The sequence below is a fragment of the Streptococcus sp. HMSC061D10 genome (genome assembly GCF_001808865.1).
Classification (GTDB): domain Bacteria; phylum Bacillota; class Bacilli; order Lactobacillales; family Streptococcaceae; genus Streptococcus.
Genome location: NZ_KV795009.1, coordinates 115,116 through 130,999 on the forward strand (window position 1 = coordinate 115,116; position 15,884 = coordinate 130,999).

Below are 15,884 nucleotides of genomic sequence, written 5' to 3' on the forward strand. Positions count from 1 at the left end.
CTATGGGAAAATATGATTTTACGACTTTGCCCAATCGTTTTGGACATCATACCTACAAATGGAAAGAAGCAGAGACTGACCGTCAAGTATTGCCAGCCTGGATTGCTGATATGGACTTTGAAGTCTTACCTGAGATTCGTCAGACTGTCCATGACTATGCTGAGCAATTAGTCTATGGCTATACCTATGCTAGTGATGGATTGATTGAAGCCGTTCAAAACTGGGAGGAAAAACACCATGGTTATCGCTTTGATAAGGATGCTCTAGTCTTTATCGAGGGAGTAGTACCTGCTATTTCAACAGCCATTCAAGCTTTTACCAAAGAGGGTGAAGCAGTGCTCATTAACACACCGGTATATCCACCTTTTGCTCGGAGCATTAAGCTCAACAATCGTCGATTAATCACCAACTCTCTAGTAGAAAAAGATGGACTTTTTGAGATTGACTTTGTCCAACTAGAAAAAGACTTTGTCGAAGAAGATGTGAAACTCTATGTTCTTTGTAATCCTCATAATCCTGGTGGACGTGTTTGGGAGAAAGAAGTCTTGGAAAAGATTGGACAACTGTGTCAAAAACATGGAGTTTTGCTAGTATCTGATGAGATTCACCAAGATTTAGCCTTGTTTGGAAATAAACACCAGCCATTCAATACGGTAAATGAAGATTTTAAAGAATTTTCACTGATTTTAAGCAGTGCTACCAAGACCTTTAACATTGCTGGGACGAAAAATTCTTATGCTATTATCGAAAATCCTAAGTTGAGACTTACTTTCCAGAAGCGCCAGCTTGCTAATAATCAACATGAAATCTCAGGTTTGGGATATTTAGCAACAGAAACTGCCTTTCGCTATGGTGAAGATTGGTTGACAGAACTCAAAGAACTGATTGAGAAACACATCAATTATGTAGTGGATGTATTTGGCAAAGAAACTAAAATCAAGGTCATGAAACCTCAAGGGACCTATCTCATTTGGCTTGATTTTTCAGCCTATGATATTAGCGATGAAGAATTAAAAAGCCTCTTAAGAGACGAAGCCAAGGTTATCCTTAATAGAGGCTTAGACTTTGGTGAAGAAGGAGCTCTACATGCTCGCTTAAATGTAGCCATGCCGACATCTGTCTTGGAAGAAGTTTGTCAACGAATCCTAACCACTTTCGCTAACCTTTAACAAGCTAGCCTTCTGGGGGAAAAGTACCCTAGAAGGCTATTTTCATAGGCAGAAATATGGTATAATTAGGAGATAAAGAAAAGGGGAAACTATGGCTAAATTGATTCCAGGGAAACTTCGGATGGAGGGAGCTCAACTCTACGAAACTAGTCAGATTGAAATTATCAAAGAGAAAGAGCATCGTCTCTATGCGCGTGTAGCAGATGAAGAAATTCGCTATAGCCTGGATGATGATTTGGTTTTTTGTGCTTGTGATTTTTTCCAAAAAAGAGGGTTTTGTGTGCATTTGGCAGCACTAGAACATTACCTTAAAAATGATCCGATTGGCCAGGAACTCTTAGGCAATCTGGAAAATGTGCACGAAAAGAAAGAAGAAGTTGAAACTCAGGTTACTTTTGGAGGAAAGTTTTTAGAATCCATTCAAATTCCGAAACTTTCTGAAATCTATCAGTTGTCTGCTCAAGGGCAGGTTGAAGCAGGGACTAATCGTATTATTTGGACTTTGAGAGTCGGTCTTATTCAGACACAGAAATTCTATGTAATCCGAGATATACCCCTTTTTCTGAAGGTTTTAGAAACTAGCAAACCCTATATGATTGGGAAGTTATATGAAACTTCCTTGAAGCTTAGTCAGTTTGATGAAAGTAGCCAATTTGTTCTGAATTTCCTTCAAGGAATTGTAGAAGATGAGTCTGAAAATGCCCTCTTTTTCCAAAATCAAGGTCGTCATCTCTATTTCCCGCTGTCTTTTTTTGAGCAGGGTGTTAGTCTGCTGATGGGCTTAGATGCATTTCAATTTGACCATCAGATTTCGAATTATCACCACCTTGTATTTCAAGATTTTGATGGTCAAGCAGGTTTGTTTACCTTTCAAATTGAAGAAAAGTCCAACTATTTTGAGATGGAAATTGTTCAACAGGTAGGGCTTAATTCGTTTTATAAGGGGCAAGTCTTGTTTACTAAAGGTACATTTTATCTTCTGTCTAAAGAACAAGCTAGACTTATAGAAAAATTAAAAAAAGTAACTATCGATAAAAGTGGTAGAAAGATTTTACAATTTGATACCAGTGATCGAGATCTTCTAGCTTCGACCTTATCCCAGTTCAAAAACGTAGGAAATGTAGAGGCTCCTGATGGGCTTCGAATTCAGTCTTTCCGTCCTTCTTTCTACATGGAAGGAGAAGAGGATGGCTCTATTCGCTTGGATATGCAGTTTCAGTATGAAACTTGCCTAGTAAGGAATCGTAATGAACTAGAGAATCTTCCTTTTGCTAGCGATATTCAACTAGAGAAAGAGATTTTTCAACTAGCTCTATCAGCTGGATTTGAAGCAGATTTTCGTTCATGGCGTCAAAGTTTGAAAGCTGATGCAGTCCATGCCTTCTTCCATGAAGTTTTGCCAGCCTTTGCAGCACTTGGAGAATTAAAGATTTCTGAAAGCTTGCAAGACCTTTATCAGGTTCAGAAGCCTCAAGTTCACATCTCATCCAAGGGAAGCCTATTAGAAATTCAATTTGATTTTCAAGATATAGATCAAGAAGAAATCGATCGAGCGATGAAAGCGCTAGTTGAGAAGCAGGATTATTATATTTCGTCCTCTAACCAGGTTTACTATTTTGATGATCAGACCAAGCGTATCCGTCAGGATTTAGAAGAATTAGGGATAGAGGACCTACAAGATGGAGCTTTTCGAGCTCGTAAATCCCTAGCTTATACCCTATCTCATCTATTTAAGGACCAGGATCAAATTTCTTTCACCGAAGAATTTCGCAATTTGGCCCATGATTTGACGCATCCAGAAGATTTTCCGATGAAAGTGCTGAATATCAAAGCAGATCTCAGGGATTATCAGAAAAAGGGAATTCAGTGGTTTCAGATGCTTCACCATTATGGATTTGGTGGGATTTTAGCAGACGATATGGGACTTGGGAAGACCTTGCAAACCATCGCCTTTTTAAGTAGTCAGGTTCAAACAGATACTAGTGTCCTGATCCTTGCTCCATCTGGCTTAATCTATAACTGGGCTGATGAATTTCAAAAGTTTGCTCCAGATTTGGATGTAGCGGTTGTGCATGGCTTAAAATCTCATCGAGAGTCAATTTTGGCAGAAAATCATCAGATTTATGTTACAAGCTATGCAACTTTCCGTCAGGACAGTGAGATTTATCGAAACCTATCTTTTGATTTTCTTTTTCTAGATGAAGCTCAAGTGATGAAAAATGCACAAACGAAGATTGCTCAAAGTTTGCGACGATTTGTGGTTCCATCTGTCTTTGCACTATCAGGAACACCGATTGAAAACCATCTGGGAGAACTATGGTCGATTTTTCAGATTGTCTTACCAGGCCTCTTACCTGCTAAGAAGGAGTTTATGAAACTATCAACTGAGAGAGTGGCTCAATTTATCAAACCCTTTGTCATGAGACGCAAGAAAGAAGAGGTTTTGACAGAGTTGCCTGACTTGATTGAAGTCGTCTATAAGAATGAACTGGAGGATCAACAAAAAGCTATCTATCTTGCTCAACTGCAACAGATGCAGGAGCGTCTGGGACAGGTAAGCGATTCGGAATTTCAACGAAATCGCGTCGAAATTTTGACTGGTCTCATGCGTCTGCGTCAGATTTGTGATACACCTGCGCTCTTTATGGATGACTACCAAGGAGAGAGCGGGAAGCTGGATAGTTTACGAGATTTGCTGGTTCAGATTGCTGAAGGTAGACACCGTGTACTTATCTTCTCACAATTTAGAGGTATGTTGGATCGGATTGAGCAAGAGCTACCTGACTTAGGCTTGACTTCCTTTAAAATTACGGGCTCAACTCCTTCTCAAGAACGTCAGGAAATGACTAAGGCTTTTAACCAAGGAGAGCGCGATGTATTCTTGATTTCTCTAAAAGCTGGTGGGGTTGGACTAAATCTCACTGGTGCGGATACGGTCATTCTAGTAGACTTATGGTGGAATCCTGCAGTTGAATCTCAGGCTATCGGTCGAGCTCATCGTATGGGACAAGAGCAGGCTGTTGAAGTTTATCGCCTTGTGACTCGAGGTACAATTGAAGAAAAGATTCAAGAATTACAAGAGAAAAAGAAAAATCTTGTTTCTGAAATCTTGGATGGAACAGAGTCTCGAGGAAGTCTGAGTCTAGCTGAAATACGAGAAATTTTAGGGATTTCATGAGCCTATACTTGAAAAATCAAGACATTACGCTATAATGGAGTATTGAAAGGAAATAAATATGACACAAAAACGATTTCCAATAGTGGCAGATGATGAAGTCATGTTGACAGAAATGCCAGTTATGAATCTCTACGATGAGTCTGATTTCATCAGTAATATCAAAGGTGATTATCAAGATAAAAACTACTTAGAATGGTCTCCAATCACTGAAGAAAAAAAGCAAGAGAAAGCCAAGCCTCTTGTAAAACCGATTGAGAAAAAAGAAAAATCCTATGCTGAATTAGCGCGTGAAGAAGCTCGTGCGGATTTGAAAAAGAAGCGCTCGGCTCGATATTTGACTCAGGATGTGAGTCATACGAGACGTCAAACGAAAACAAGCCAGGTGCGTTCAGCAAATCAACCGACAGCACCTTTTCAAAAAGAAAATCCAGGAGAATTTGCGAAATATAGTCAGAAGTTAGGTCAATCTCACTATATTTTGGCAGAAACAGTTTCTCAAGTGGAACATCCAATTTCAGACGGTGAAACAAGTCGTTCCAAGAAAAACAATTATGACTTTTTAAAGAAAAGTCAAATTTATAACAAAAAAAGTAAACAAAAAGAACAAGAACGTCAAGTGGCCCAAGAGCTTAACTTGACTAGAATGAGCGAATAGAGGGGAAGAAAATGGCAAAAACCTATCATTTTATCGGAATCAAAGGATCAGGTATGAGTGCCTTGGCTTTGATGTTGCATCAAATGGGGCACAAGGTGCAAGGTTCTGATGTTGAAAAGTACTACTTTACACAACGTGGACTAGAGCAAGCAGGAATTACAATTTTACCTTTTGATGAAAAAAATCTTCAAGGTGATTTAGAAATTATCGCTGGTAATGCCTTCCGTCCAGATAACAATGTTGAAATTGCTTATGCAGACCAAAATGGTATCAGCTACAAACGTTACCATGAGTTTCTTGGTAGCTTTATGCGTGACTTTATCAGTATGGGAGTTGCAGGTGCACACGGTAAGACGTCAACGACAGGGATGCTTTCTCACGTCTTGTCACACATCACTGATACAAGCTACTTGATCGGAGATGGTACAGGTCGTGGTTCTGAAAATGCCAAGTATTTTGTCTTTGAATCAGACGAGTATGAGCGCCATTTCATGCCGTATCACCCAGAATATTCTATTATTACGAACATTGACTTTGACCATCCTGACTATTTCACAAGCTTGGAAGATGTCTTCAACGCCTTCAATGATTATGCTAAACAAATTACCAAAGGTTTGTTTGTCTATGGTGAAGATGCTGAGTTGCGTAAGATTACAGCAAATGCCCCAATCTATTATTACGGTTTTGAAGCAGACAACAATGACTTTGTAGCCAGCGATTTACTTCGTTCTAGTACAGGTTCAACCTTCACCATTCACTTCCGTGGTCAAGAGTTGGGCCAATTCCACATTCCAACTTTCGGCCGTCACAATATCATGAATGCCACTGCAGTAATTGGTTTGCTTTATACTGCTGGCTTTGATTTGAATTTGGTGCGTGAACACTTGAAGACTTTTGGAGGAGTGAAACGTCGCTTTACAGAAAAGATTGTCAATAACACGGTTATCATCGATGACTTTGCGCATCACCCAACTGAAATCGTAGCGACTCTTGATGCTGCACGTCAGAAATATCCAAGCAAGGAAATCGTGGCTATCTTCCAACCGCATACTTTTACTCGTACAATCGCCTTGTTGGACGATTTTGCCCAAGCCTTGAATCAGGCTGATGCAGTTTATCTAGCACAAATCTATGGATCTGCTCGTGAGGTGGACCATGGTGATGTCAAAGTAGAAGACCTTGCCAATAAAATCAACAAGAAACATCAAGTTATCACAGTTGAAAATGTTTCTCCACTCCTAGACCATGACAATGCTGTCTATGTCTTCATGGGAGCTGGCGACATCCAAACGTATGAATATTCATTCGAACGTCTCTTGTCTAATTTGACAAGCAATGTTCAGTAAGGAAGATCATGGAATTTCCAATTAAAATCAGGGAAGCTCAGCAATCAGATATTGATCAGATTTGCTTGATACAAGAAAGTATTTCAAGCTCCCTAGAAATAATGAATAAAGAAATAATAGAAGAACGTATCCGCAACCATGCGGGTACGTTTCTCTTAGCTAGCCTGGATGATCAGGTGATTGCTTATATTTTAGCGACAGATTTTGCTACATCCTCAGTAAGTAGATGGATAGTAGAGATGGCAGATGGAGAAGCTATTAGTAATAGAAATCTCGTTATTGATGCTTTATCTGTTCATCCGAATTATCAGAGGCAAGGGTTTGGAACCTTGTTGCTAGCAGCTTTGAAGGAAGTTACTCGTCAGCAAGATAGACCAGGTATTTATCTGCTTTGTGAGGATGAGTTGCTGGCCTACTTTGAAATGAATGGATTTGTAGAACAGGGGATCGTAGATGGAGAAAGGGGCAGTGAAGTTGCCTTTCTCATGCGTTGGCAGAATCCCTATTTTCAGGAGGAAATATGATTATTAGACCAGCGAGATTGACAGATTTAGATCGTATCTTTGAAATTGAACTAGAGAACTTTTCAATTGAAGAAGCCATTCCTCGCCCTGTTTTTGAAGCTCATCTGAAGGAAATTAAGACTAGTTTTTTAGTGGCTGAAAAAGAGGGGGAAATACTAGGCTATATTGAGGGACCAGTAGTCCCTCATAGACATTTACAAGACCAGTCCTTTACAGAAGACATTAAAGATTATAGCCATCAAAAAGGTGGCTATATCTCTGTGACTTGTCTATCCATTGCTAAGAAAGCTCAAGCTTTAGGTATCGGACGAAAATTATTGACCGCCTTAAAAGAGATCGCTCTTGAGCATGAGCGTGAGGGAATCAATCTGACCTGTCATGACTATCTCATTGGTTATTATGAGAAACATGGTTTTGTGAATGAAGGAAAATCTAAGTCGACTTTTGCTGGGGAAGAATGGTATGATATGATCTGGGAAAACACGAATTAGGCATCAGAAAGGCATCTATGGTTGCTTTTCTTTAGTTTTTAAGATATAATATTATGGATTATCAACAAGGAGGTAACACCTTTGAGCGAAAATTCTCGAGAAGAAGAAAAGTTAAGTTTTAAAGAACAAATTTTAAGAGATTTAGAAAGATTAAAAAGAGAAGATGGCATCGCGAATACTAAAAGTAGCAACGATGATTTGTTTTCAAATTTAAGTAATAGTTCAGAAGCGGAAAAACCAGTGGAAGAACCTTCTGTAGAAGACTTGATGGCCAATTCTGTTTCACTAGTGGATGAATTGCTTGCTAATGCTCCAGCAGTTCCACCACGTCCAGTTTTACAAGATGATTCAGTTGAAACTTCTGTAGCTTCAGAACCAGCTGTAGCTCCAGATCCTCTACCATCAACAGAACCTTTATCATCAACGGAACCTGCTGAACCCGTTAAGCCTCTTGAACCTACTCAACCAGTAGAAGAAGAGAAAGATTTCAATGCTGTTTCGACAAGGATTCCAGTTTCTTATCGTACGAATCAGGCCAAACCAAGTCCTGCTAGAAAGAATATTAAACCTCAACAGAAACCAACAGTTCTTGCAAAAGAAACTCCAAGTCAAGAACCAGTTGCTCCAGTTGAAACTGGAACTGAACTTCCTAGAAGAAGTCGTAAAGAGTCAGTGAAGCCAATCAAGAAAAAGAAAAAATCACGCTTGAAAGGATTTTTCGTAACAGTATTTGTTTTATTGGTTTTACTAGGTGTGGGTGGTTTCTTTGGTTACCGTTATGTCGAATCTGCACTCCAACCAGTTGATGCAAATTCAAAACAGTATGTCACAGTTCAGATTCCAGAAGGAGCTAATCTTCAGCAAATTGGTGATACATTAGAGAACTCTGGATTGGTAAAACACGGGTTTATCTTTAGCCTTTATGCTAAGTATAAAGACTATTCTGATTTAAAATCTGGTTACTACAATTTGCAAAAGAGCATGAGTACAGATGATATCATCAAAGAATTGCAAAAGGGTGGAACGCCTCAACCTCAAGAAGTTGCACTTGCAAATCTTACAATCCCTGAAGGTTATACCCTTGATCAAATTGCACAAACGGTTGGTCAGCTTCAAGGAGAGTTTAAAGAACCCTTGACTGCGGATGCCTTCCTGGCAAAAGTTCAAGATGAAACCTTCATCTCTCAATTAGTTGCTAAGTACCCAACCCTTCTCGAAAGTCTACCAACTAAAGAAAGTGGTGTTCGTTATCGTCTAGAAGGATACCTATTCCCAGCAACTTATGCTATCAAAGAAAGCACAACTATTGAAAGCTTGATTGATGAAATGGTGGCAGCTATGGACAAAAACTTGTCAGCACATTATACTGCAATCAAAGAAAAGAACTTGACAGTGAATGAACTCCTCACCATTGCATCACTTGTGGAAAAAGAAGGTTTGAAAACTGACGATCGCAAACTGATCGCTGGAGTTTTCTATAATCGTTTGAACCTTGGCATGCCGCTCCAAAGTAATATTGCTATTCTCTATGCAGAAGGTAAATTAGGACAAAATATTAGCTTGGCAGATGATGCATCAATTGATACAACAATCAATTCACCTTATAATGTTTATACAAACCTTGGCTTAATGCCTGGTCCAGTAGACAGTCCAAGTCTGGATGCAATTGAAGCAAGTATCAATCAAACTAAGAGCGACTATCTCTACTTTGTAGCCAATGTACAAGATGGTAAGGTTTACTTTGCAACGACACGAGAGGAACATGATCGAAACGTTGCAGAGCATGTTAACAGTAAATTGACACAATCAAGTAGTTCAAACTAACTCTTAGAACAAGATTTGCTATTAAAGCCGTGAATGTAGAAAAGAATCTCTTATTTTTACGGGAATAGCAAGTCCTACCAGTCTTTCCGCTATGGTCAGAAACGCCTGAAATCTATAAGTTTTAGGCGTTCGGAAATTGCGAAAGTAAAAACTTACCTCTTATTTGAGCCTGAGTCTAGAAGTGATAGAATCATTAGGTTTAGGCACAGATTTTAAAAGGTCGATACTGACTATAATCATTTAAGGAAAGTTCTAAAAAGACTTTGTCTTCATTGTAAAATTATGTGGTTTACCACATAATTTTGCTTTACTATCTAAAGAAATTTAAATTTATTCAAAAGAAAGTTGAGAAAAATGGCAGAAAAAACATATCCAATGACCCTTGAAGAAAAGGAAAAACTCGAAAAAGAATTAGAAGAGTTGAAACTAGTTCGTCGTCCAGAAGTTGTAGAACGCATCAAGATTGCGCGTTCATACGGTGACTTGTCAGAAAATAGTGAGTATGAAGCAGCTAAGGACGAGCAAGCCTTCGTTGAAGGACAAATCTCTAGCTTGGAAACAAAAATTCGTTATGCTGAAATTGTCAATAGCGATGCGGTTGCTCAAGATGAAGTTGCTATCGGGAAAACAGTCACTATCCAAGAAATTGGTGAAGACGACGAAGAAGTATATATCATCGTGGGATCAGCGGGTGCAGATGCCTTTGCAGGTAAAGTATCAAATGAAAGCCCAATTGGGCAAGCCTTGATTGGTAAGAAAACAGGTGATACTGCTACGATTGAAACACCTGTAGGAAGCTATGATGTTAAAATCTTAAAAGTAGAAAAAACAGTTTAATAGGAATGAAAAGAAGGAGTAGATACAGGGAAAGCGCTTCCCATCACTCCTTTTCTTAATTCTAAAAACTAGAGGAGACTATATGAATTCAGAAAATAAGCACAAAAAGAAAAATAAAATGGAACGTGGGTTAACCAATCGTCATGTTCAGGTTATGGCCATTGCAGGAACAATTGGAACAGGACTGTTTCTAGGTGCTGGCCGTTCAATTAGTTTGACAGGTCCGTCAATCGTCTTGGTCTATATGATTACGGGTGGCTTCATGTATCTTATGATGCGCGCTATCGGGGAAATGTTGTACCAAGATCCGGAACAACACACCTTTATCAACTTTATTACGCGTTATCTTGGTCAGGGATGGGGTTACTTCTCAGTCTGGTCTTACTGGCTCTCAGTAGTCTTTATTGGAATGGCTGAGATCACAGCTATTGCTCACTATGTTCAGTTTTGGTTTCCATCTTGGCCCTCTTGGTTGATTCAGGTTGTATTTCTGACAATACTCGGCTTGGTGAACTTGATTGCTGTTAAAATCTTTGGTGAGGTGGAATTTTGGTTTGCTATGATTAAAATTGTGGCCATTCTTGCCATGATTGCAACAGGTGTTTTTCTAGTTTTGACTGGCTTTGAAACGCCTTATGGTTCAGCAAGCCTTGCCAATATCAGTGATCATTTCTCCCTTTTCCCAAATGGAGGTATGAACTTTGTCATGGCCTTTCAAATGGTTTTCTTTGCTTACTTGATGATTGAGTTTATCGGTGTTACAACATCTGAAACCAAGGATCCTCGAAAAGTATTGCCTAAGGCTGTTAAGGAAATTCCTTTGCGAATTATCTTTTTCTACGGTGGAGCACTCTTAGCCATCATGTCTATTATTCCTTGGCGTGAGCTTTCTGCGACAGATTCACCATTTGTGACAGTGTTTGAACTTGTTGGTCTTAAGTGGGCGGCGGCCTTGATTAACTTTGTTGTCTTGACTTCAGCAGCGTCAGCCTTGAATTCAACCCTTTACTCAACAGGTCGTCACTTGTACCAAATTGCCCATGATTCACCAAATCGTTTCTTGAAAGCTATTAAGGCAGACACACTCTCACGCCACAACGTTCCTCAGAATGCAATCATTGCTTCTGCCGTATTGATTGGTTTTGCAGCCTTCATCAATGTACTTCCTGGCGTATCAGATGCCTTTGCTTTGATTACAGCTTCTTCATCAGGTGTTTATATCGCTATCTACATCTTGATTATGGTAGCCCATCTCAAGTATCGCAAGTCTAAAGACTTTATGGCAAATGGCTATCTCATGCCTCAATACCGCTTGCTAAATCCTCTGACCATGCTCTTCTTTATCTTTGTATTTGGAACACTCTTCTTACAAGAATCAACTGTAATGGGAGCTAGAGGTTCAGCTATCTGGATTGTCGCATTTGGTATTTATAGCCAATGGAAATTTAGAAAATAAGTTTTACTCTCATCAACTTAGGTTGGTGAGTTTTTTTAGTTTGACAGTTCTTCAAAATAGGAATATAATCAAGGCGTGAGTGTCTTTGAGGAGGTTTTGATGCACATTAGATTGGATAATACAGAGTCTCAGAAATCACAGGAAATAGGGAATTTGATTCGCTCCTATAATCGTTCTAAGAGAGAAGCAGCTGAAAGTGAGCCACTTAACCTTTATGTCGAAGATGATAGCGGTCAACTCATGGCTGGTTTAGTAGCAGAGACCTTTGGGAATTGGTTAGAAATTGAGTATTTATTTGTGAAAGAGGATTTGCGAGGACAAGGAATCGGCTCCCAACTATTGCAGCAAGCAGAGAGTGAAGCTAAAAAGAGAAACTGTCGCTTTGCTTTTGTGAATACTTATCAATTTCAAGCGCCAGCCTTTTATCAAAAGCAGGGCTACAAGGAAGTCTTTACCTTAAAAGATTATCCCTACACTGGACAAAGGCGCTATTATCAAAAGGATTTGAAAACAGAAAATGAATGATCGAAGAAATCGACACATCATAATGGAGTTGGCTTAATGGATATCATACTAGATATGGGTAATGTTTTATTGGAATGGAACAAGGATAAGATTTTGAAAGCTGTAGCTAAAACAGAAAAAGATTATCTAATTTTAGACAAGGCTATTTTCCAGTCGGGGCTCTGGGAAAGATTGGACTTAGGGACTTTGACTCGGGAAGAACTGGTTGATAGAGTTCTTTCCTTATTAGGGGATATCTATGAGAAAAAGGTAGAAGAAGTTATTTGGAATTGGCCTGCTTACATTGATATTTACAAGGAAGTCTTTCCGCTGCTTACAGGGTTAAAGGAAAAAGGTCATCGTATTTTTGTTCTATCTAATACATCGCCAGTTTTTTATGAATTATTGGAGGAACAACTCTCTCCTTTAAATGAAATCTTAGATGGATTCGTTCTTTCTTGCGATATCAAGGCCATCAAACCAGATCCAAAGATGTTTGAAGAAATTCTCCGTAAATATCAGTTGGATCCAGCAAATTGTATTTTTCTGGATGATGTTAAAGATAATACTAATATGGCTGAAAGTTTAGGTATCAAAGCCTATCAAGTCAAACACAGAAGCGATGTCGTAGATGTTTTGAAAAAATTTGAATAAGTGGAAAACTCTCTATCATTTAGCTGGTAGGGAATTTTTGTTAAAAAAATCGCACAAAAAGAAAGATATATATTGCATAATGTAAAATATATGATATAATAAAGTTGAAAAAAGAAGCGCGACTTTTAAAATTAAGGAGGAGGTAAGAAGTGGCTAAGAATTTAAAATTAAAACTCGCTCGAGTAGAGCTTGATATGACACAAGGTGACTTGGCAGAAGCTGTAGGGGTTACGCGCCAGACTATCGGCTTGATAGAAGCTGGAAAGTACAATCCTTCGCTTTCACTTTGCCAATCCATTTGCAGATGCTTAGGGAAAACTCTAGATCAATTATTTTGGGAGGAAGAAGATGAAAAATAGATTTTATTATTATCAATTACTAGACGAAAGAGAAGAACAACTGATGAATAAAGCGGGGGCTGAAAGTTTCTATATCTCTATAGCTTTCTTGCTTTTATCTTATATGATTGCAGTATTAGCACCAAGTCTTTTTAATCCGAGAATGATTCTCATCATTATCATTATTGGAACTTTTTACTTTTTCGGCCGTGCTCGAGATTTGGGTGTGAACTACTATAGTCGCTTTCATTTTACAATTTTAGGATGCCTGTTATTAACTCTAGTGATTACAGCTACCTTGATGCTACAAAACTACCAGTTTAATATCGAAATTTATCAGCACAACCCTCTACATATTAAGTACATTTATGCATGGGTAGTTACTTATATCTTTTATCTTCCTTGGGTCTTTATTGGAAACTTAGGCTTGAAAAGTTATGGTGAATGGGCTCAGAAGAAGTATGAAAAAGATATGGATGAGCTTGAGGAAATCTAAAAGCTTGTTCCTCTTTTCTCAATGTTCCTAAAATGTGTTATAATAGTACTAATTTATGAGAAAAGAAGAAACATTTTCATCTTTTTACAAATAGGGAAGAAGGACAGTATATGTACCCAGATGACAGTTTAACATTGCACACAGATTTGTATCAGATTAACATGATGCAGGTTTACTTCGACCAAGGAATTCATAACAAGAAAGCAGTTTTTGAAGTTTATTTCCGCCAACAACCGTTTAAAAATGGTTATGCTGTATTTGCAGGTTTAGAACGAATTGTGAAATACCTTGAAAACTTGCGTTTCTCAGATAGCGATATAGCTTATTTGGAATCACTTGGTTATCATGGCGCCTTCTTGGAATATCTCCGTAATCTCAAGTTGGAATTGACTGTACGTTCTGCTCAAGAAGGGGATTTAGTATTTGCTAATGAACCGATTGTTCAAGTGGAGGGACCTTTGGCTCAGTGTCAGTTGGTTGAAACAGCACTTTTAAATATCGTCAACTTTCAAACCTTGATTGCGACCAAAGCTGCTCGTATTCGTTCTGTTATTGAAGATGAGCCTTTGATGGAGTTTGGTACACGTCGTGCGCAAGAGATGGATGCAGCTATCTGGGGAACTCGTGCCGCTGTCATTGGTGGAGCCAATGGAACTAGTAATGTACGTGCTGGTAAGCTCTTTGGAATTCCGGTTTTAGGGACTCATGCCCATGCTTTAGTTCAAGTTTATGGCAATGATTACCAAGCTTTCAAGGCTTATGCCTCAACTCACAAAAACTGTGTCTTCCTAGTGGATACCTACGATACTCTTCGCATCGGTGTTCCAGCAGCAATTCAGGTTGCGCGTGAACTTGGTGACAAGATTAATTTCCTTGGTGTTCGTATTGACTCTGGAGATATCGCCTATATTTCTAAAAAAGTTCGTCAACAACTGGACGAGGCAGGGTTTACTGATGCTAAGATTTATGCATCAAATGACCTTGATGAAAATACCATCCTTAACCTCAAAATGCAAAAAGCTAAGATTGATGTCTGGGGTGTCGGGACTAAGCTCATTACAGCCTATGACCAACCAGCTCTAGGAGCAGTTTATAAGGTTGTTGCCATTGAAGATGAAAATGGTCAGATGCGCAATACCATCAAACTTTCAAATAATGCAGAGAAGGTTTCAACACCAGGTAAGAAACAGGTTTGGCGCATCACCAGCCGTGAAAAAGGCAAGTCTGAAGGTGACTACATTACATACGATGGTGTAGATGTTACTAGTATGACGGAGATTAAGATGTTCCATCCAACCTATACTTACATCAAGAAAACTGTCCGCAATTTTGATGCTGTTCCTCTCTTGGTAGACATTTTCAAGGAAGGTAAGCTAGTCTATGATTTACCAAGTTTATCTGAAATTCAAGCCTATGCTCGTAAGGAATTTGACAAGCTCTGGGACGAATACAAACGTGTTCTTAACCCACAACATTATCCTGTCGACTTGGCTCGTGATGTATGGCAAGATAAGATGGACTTGATTGATAAGATGCGTAAGGAAGCTCTAGGTGAAGGAGAAGAAGAATGACCTTACAAGAAAGTATTATTCAACAATTAGGAGTAAAACCTGTGATTGATCCACAGGAAGAAATTCGTCGTTCGGTTGATTTTTTAAAGCGATATCTGAAAAAGCATCCCTTCCTTAAAAGTTTTGTATTGGGCATTTCTGGTGGTCAAGACTCGACTTTAGCTGGTCGCCTTGCCCAACTAGCTATGGAAGAAATGCGAGCAGAAACTGGAGATGATTCTTATAAATTTATCGCTGTTCGCCTGCCGTATGGAGTGCAAGCTGACGAGGATGATGCGCAAAAAGCACTAGCTTTTATCCGACCAGATGTGAGCTTGGTCGTTAATATCAAGGAATCTGTAGATGCAATAGCAGCGGCAGTAGAGGCTACTGGTAGTCCAATGTCAGACTTTAATAAAGGGAATATCAAGGCTAGAAGCAGGATGATTGCCCAATATGCACTCGCAGGAGCTCATAGTGGAGCAGTTATTGGTACTGACCATGCTGCCGAAAATATCACAGGTTTCTTTACTAAGTTCGGTGACGGCGGTGCAGATATTCTTCCTCTCTATCGCCTCAATAAACGTCAAGGAAAACAACTCTTGCAGGAACTTGGAGCTGATCCAGCCCTCTATGAGAAAGTACCAATCGCAGACCTAGAAGAAGAGAAACCAGGATTGGCAGATGAAGTTGCACTCGGTGTAACCTACGCAGAGATTGATGACTACCTCGAAGGCAAAACAATCAGCCCAGAAGCCCAAGTAATCATTGAAAAATGGTGGCACAAAGGCCAACACAAACGCCATTTACCAATCACAGTGTTTGATACGTTTTGGGAGTAAAAAGGTCCGGGGAACCTTTT

15 protein-coding genes are annotated in these 15,884 nt (G+C 39.2%); all 15 read left to right on the forward strand.

The window, feature by feature from the left end; genetic code table 11:
- The first annotated feature begins 2 nt into the window (after positions 1-2).
- The 15 genes from HMPREF2728_RS04230 (at position 3) to nadE (ending at position 15,864) form a co-directional block, all read left to right on the forward strand.
- Positions 3-1,169 (forward strand): MalY/PatB family protein, encoded by a 1,167-nt coding sequence (locus tag HMPREF2728_RS04230; RefSeq protein WP_075227141.1) that lies wholly within the window; start codon positions 3-5, stop codon positions 1,167-1,169.
- Between the two features lie 91 nt (positions 1,170-1,260).
- Positions 1,261-4,347, forward strand: a complete 3,087-nt coding sequence (locus HMPREF2728_RS04235) for a pilus expression-regulating Snf2 family helicase (protein ID WP_075227142.1) — start codon at positions 1,261-1,263, stop codon at positions 4,345-4,347.
- A 58-nt stretch (positions 4,348-4,405) separates the two neighbouring features.
- Complete coding sequence (locus HMPREF2728_RS04240) at positions 4,406-5,002, forward strand: divisome accessory protein ZapJ (protein ID WP_060956009.1); 597 nt, start codon at positions 4,406-4,408, stop codon at positions 5,000-5,002.
- Positions 5,003-5,013: 11 nt separating this feature from the next.
- The gene (gene murC, locus HMPREF2728_RS04245; protein ID WP_060956008.1) at positions 5,014-6,348 is read left to right on the forward strand and encodes a UDP-N-acetylmuramate--L-alanine ligase; all 1,335 of its coding nucleotides are present in this window, start codon (positions 5,014-5,016) and stop codon (positions 6,346-6,348) included.
- 8 nt (positions 6,349-6,356) lie between these two features.
- Complete coding sequence (locus tag HMPREF2728_RS04250; protein ID WP_060956007.1) at positions 6,357-6,872, forward strand: GNAT family N-acetyltransferase; 516 nt, start codon at positions 6,357-6,359, stop codon at positions 6,870-6,872.
- Positions 6,869-7,363: a GNAT family N-acetyltransferase gene (locus tag HMPREF2728_RS04255; RefSeq protein WP_060956006.1), complete on the forward strand. Its 495-nt coding sequence runs from the start codon at positions 6,869-6,871 to the stop codon at positions 7,361-7,363. Before HMPREF2728_RS04250 ends, HMPREF2728_RS04255 begins: the two co-directional genes overlap by 4 nt.
- An 81-nt stretch (positions 7,364-7,444) precedes the next feature.
- Positions 7,445-9,187 (forward strand): endolytic transglycosylase MltG, encoded by a 1,743-nt coding sequence (gene mltG, locus HMPREF2728_RS04260; protein WP_075227143.1) that lies wholly within the window; start codon positions 7,445-7,447, stop codon positions 9,185-9,187.
- A gap of 354 nt (positions 9,188-9,541) precedes the next feature.
- Entirely contained in the window at positions 9,542-10,024 is a 483-nt protein-coding gene (gene greA, locus HMPREF2728_RS04265) for a transcription elongation factor GreA (protein WP_000818756.1), read from the forward strand.
- Positions 10,025-10,106: 82 nt separating this feature from the next.
- Positions 10,107-11,480, forward strand: coding sequence for an amino acid permease (locus tag HMPREF2728_RS04270; RefSeq protein WP_075227144.1), 1,374 nt, complete (start codon positions 10,107-10,109; stop codon positions 11,478-11,480).
- Positions 11,481-11,579: 99 nt separating this feature from the next.
- Positions 11,580-12,005 carry a GNAT family N-acetyltransferase gene (locus HMPREF2728_RS04275; RefSeq protein WP_075227145.1) on the forward strand — a complete coding sequence of 142 codons (426 nt, stop codon included), beginning with the start codon at positions 11,580-11,582 and terminating at the stop codon, positions 12,003-12,005.
- Between the two features lie 36 nt (positions 12,006-12,041).
- A complete protein-coding gene (locus tag HMPREF2728_RS04280; RefSeq protein WP_075227146.1) occupies positions 12,042-12,638 on the forward strand; it encodes an HAD family hydrolase in 597 nt (198 codons plus the stop codon).
- A gap of 149 nt (positions 12,639-12,787) precedes the next feature.
- Complete coding sequence (locus HMPREF2728_RS04285; RefSeq protein WP_001107501.1) at positions 12,788-12,997, forward strand: helix-turn-helix transcriptional regulator; 210 nt, start codon at positions 12,788-12,790, stop codon at positions 12,995-12,997.
- Entirely contained in the window at positions 12,987-13,472 is a 486-nt protein-coding gene (locus HMPREF2728_RS04290; RefSeq protein WP_075227147.1) for a DUF6773 family protein, read from the forward strand. Before HMPREF2728_RS04285 ends, HMPREF2728_RS04290 begins: the two co-directional genes overlap by 11 nt.
- 110 nt (positions 13,473-13,582) lie before the next feature.
- Positions 13,583-15,043 carry a nicotinate phosphoribosyltransferase gene (locus HMPREF2728_RS04295; protein ID WP_049528590.1) on the forward strand — a complete coding sequence of 487 codons (1,461 nt, stop codon included), beginning with the start codon at positions 13,583-13,585 and terminating at the stop codon, positions 15,041-15,043.
- Positions 15,040-15,864, forward strand: coding sequence for an ammonia-dependent NAD(+) synthetase (nadE, locus tag HMPREF2728_RS04300; RefSeq protein ID WP_075227148.1), 825 nt, complete (start codon positions 15,040-15,042; stop codon positions 15,862-15,864). Before HMPREF2728_RS04295 ends, nadE begins: the two co-directional genes overlap by 4 nt.
- The last annotated feature ends 20 nt before the right edge of the window (positions 15,865-15,884 follow it).

What these genes read in the sequence shown, in the direction of transcription:
- HMPREF2728_RS04230 (WP_075227141.1), top strand. Translation starts at nt 3, where the DNA reads ATGGGAAAATATGATTTTACGACTTTGCCCAATCGTTTTGGACATCAT.
- HMPREF2728_RS04235 (WP_075227142.1), top strand. Translation starts at nt 1,261, where the DNA reads ATGGCTAAATTGATTCCAGGGAAACTTCGGATGGAGGGAGCTCAACTC.
- HMPREF2728_RS04240 (WP_060956009.1), top strand. Translation starts at nt 4,406, where the DNA reads ATGACACAAAAACGATTTCCAATAGTGGCAGATGATGAAGTCATGTTG.
- murC (WP_060956008.1), top strand. Translation starts at nt 5,014, where the DNA reads ATGGCAAAAACCTATCATTTTATCGGAATCAAAGGATCAGGTATGAGT.
- HMPREF2728_RS04250 (WP_060956007.1), top strand. Translation starts at nt 6,357, where the DNA reads ATGGAATTTCCAATTAAAATCAGGGAAGCTCAGCAATCAGATATTGAT.
- HMPREF2728_RS04255 (WP_060956006.1), top strand. Translation starts at nt 6,869, where the DNA reads ATGATTATTAGACCAGCGAGATTGACAGATTTAGATCGTATCTTTGAA.
- greA (WP_000818756.1), top strand. Translation starts at nt 9,542, where the DNA reads ATGGCAGAAAAAACATATCCAATGACCCTTGAAGAAAAGGAAAAACTC.
- HMPREF2728_RS04270 (WP_075227144.1), top strand. Translation starts at nt 10,107, where the DNA reads ATGAATTCAGAAAATAAGCACAAAAAGAAAAATAAAATGGAACGTGGG.
- HMPREF2728_RS04275 (WP_075227145.1), top strand. Translation starts at nt 11,580, where the DNA reads ATGCACATTAGATTGGATAATACAGAGTCTCAGAAATCACAGGAAATA.
- HMPREF2728_RS04280 (WP_075227146.1), top strand. Translation starts at nt 12,042, where the DNA reads ATGGATATCATACTAGATATGGGTAATGTTTTATTGGAATGGAACAAG.
- HMPREF2728_RS04290 (WP_075227147.1), top strand. Translation starts at nt 12,987, where the DNA reads ATGAAAAATAGATTTTATTATTATCAATTACTAGACGAAAGAGAAGAA.
- HMPREF2728_RS04295 (WP_049528590.1), top strand. Translation starts at nt 13,583, where the DNA reads ATGTACCCAGATGACAGTTTAACATTGCACACAGATTTGTATCAGATT.
- nadE (WP_075227148.1), top strand. Translation starts at nt 15,040, where the DNA reads ATGACCTTACAAGAAAGTATTATTCAACAATTAGGAGTAAAACCTGTG.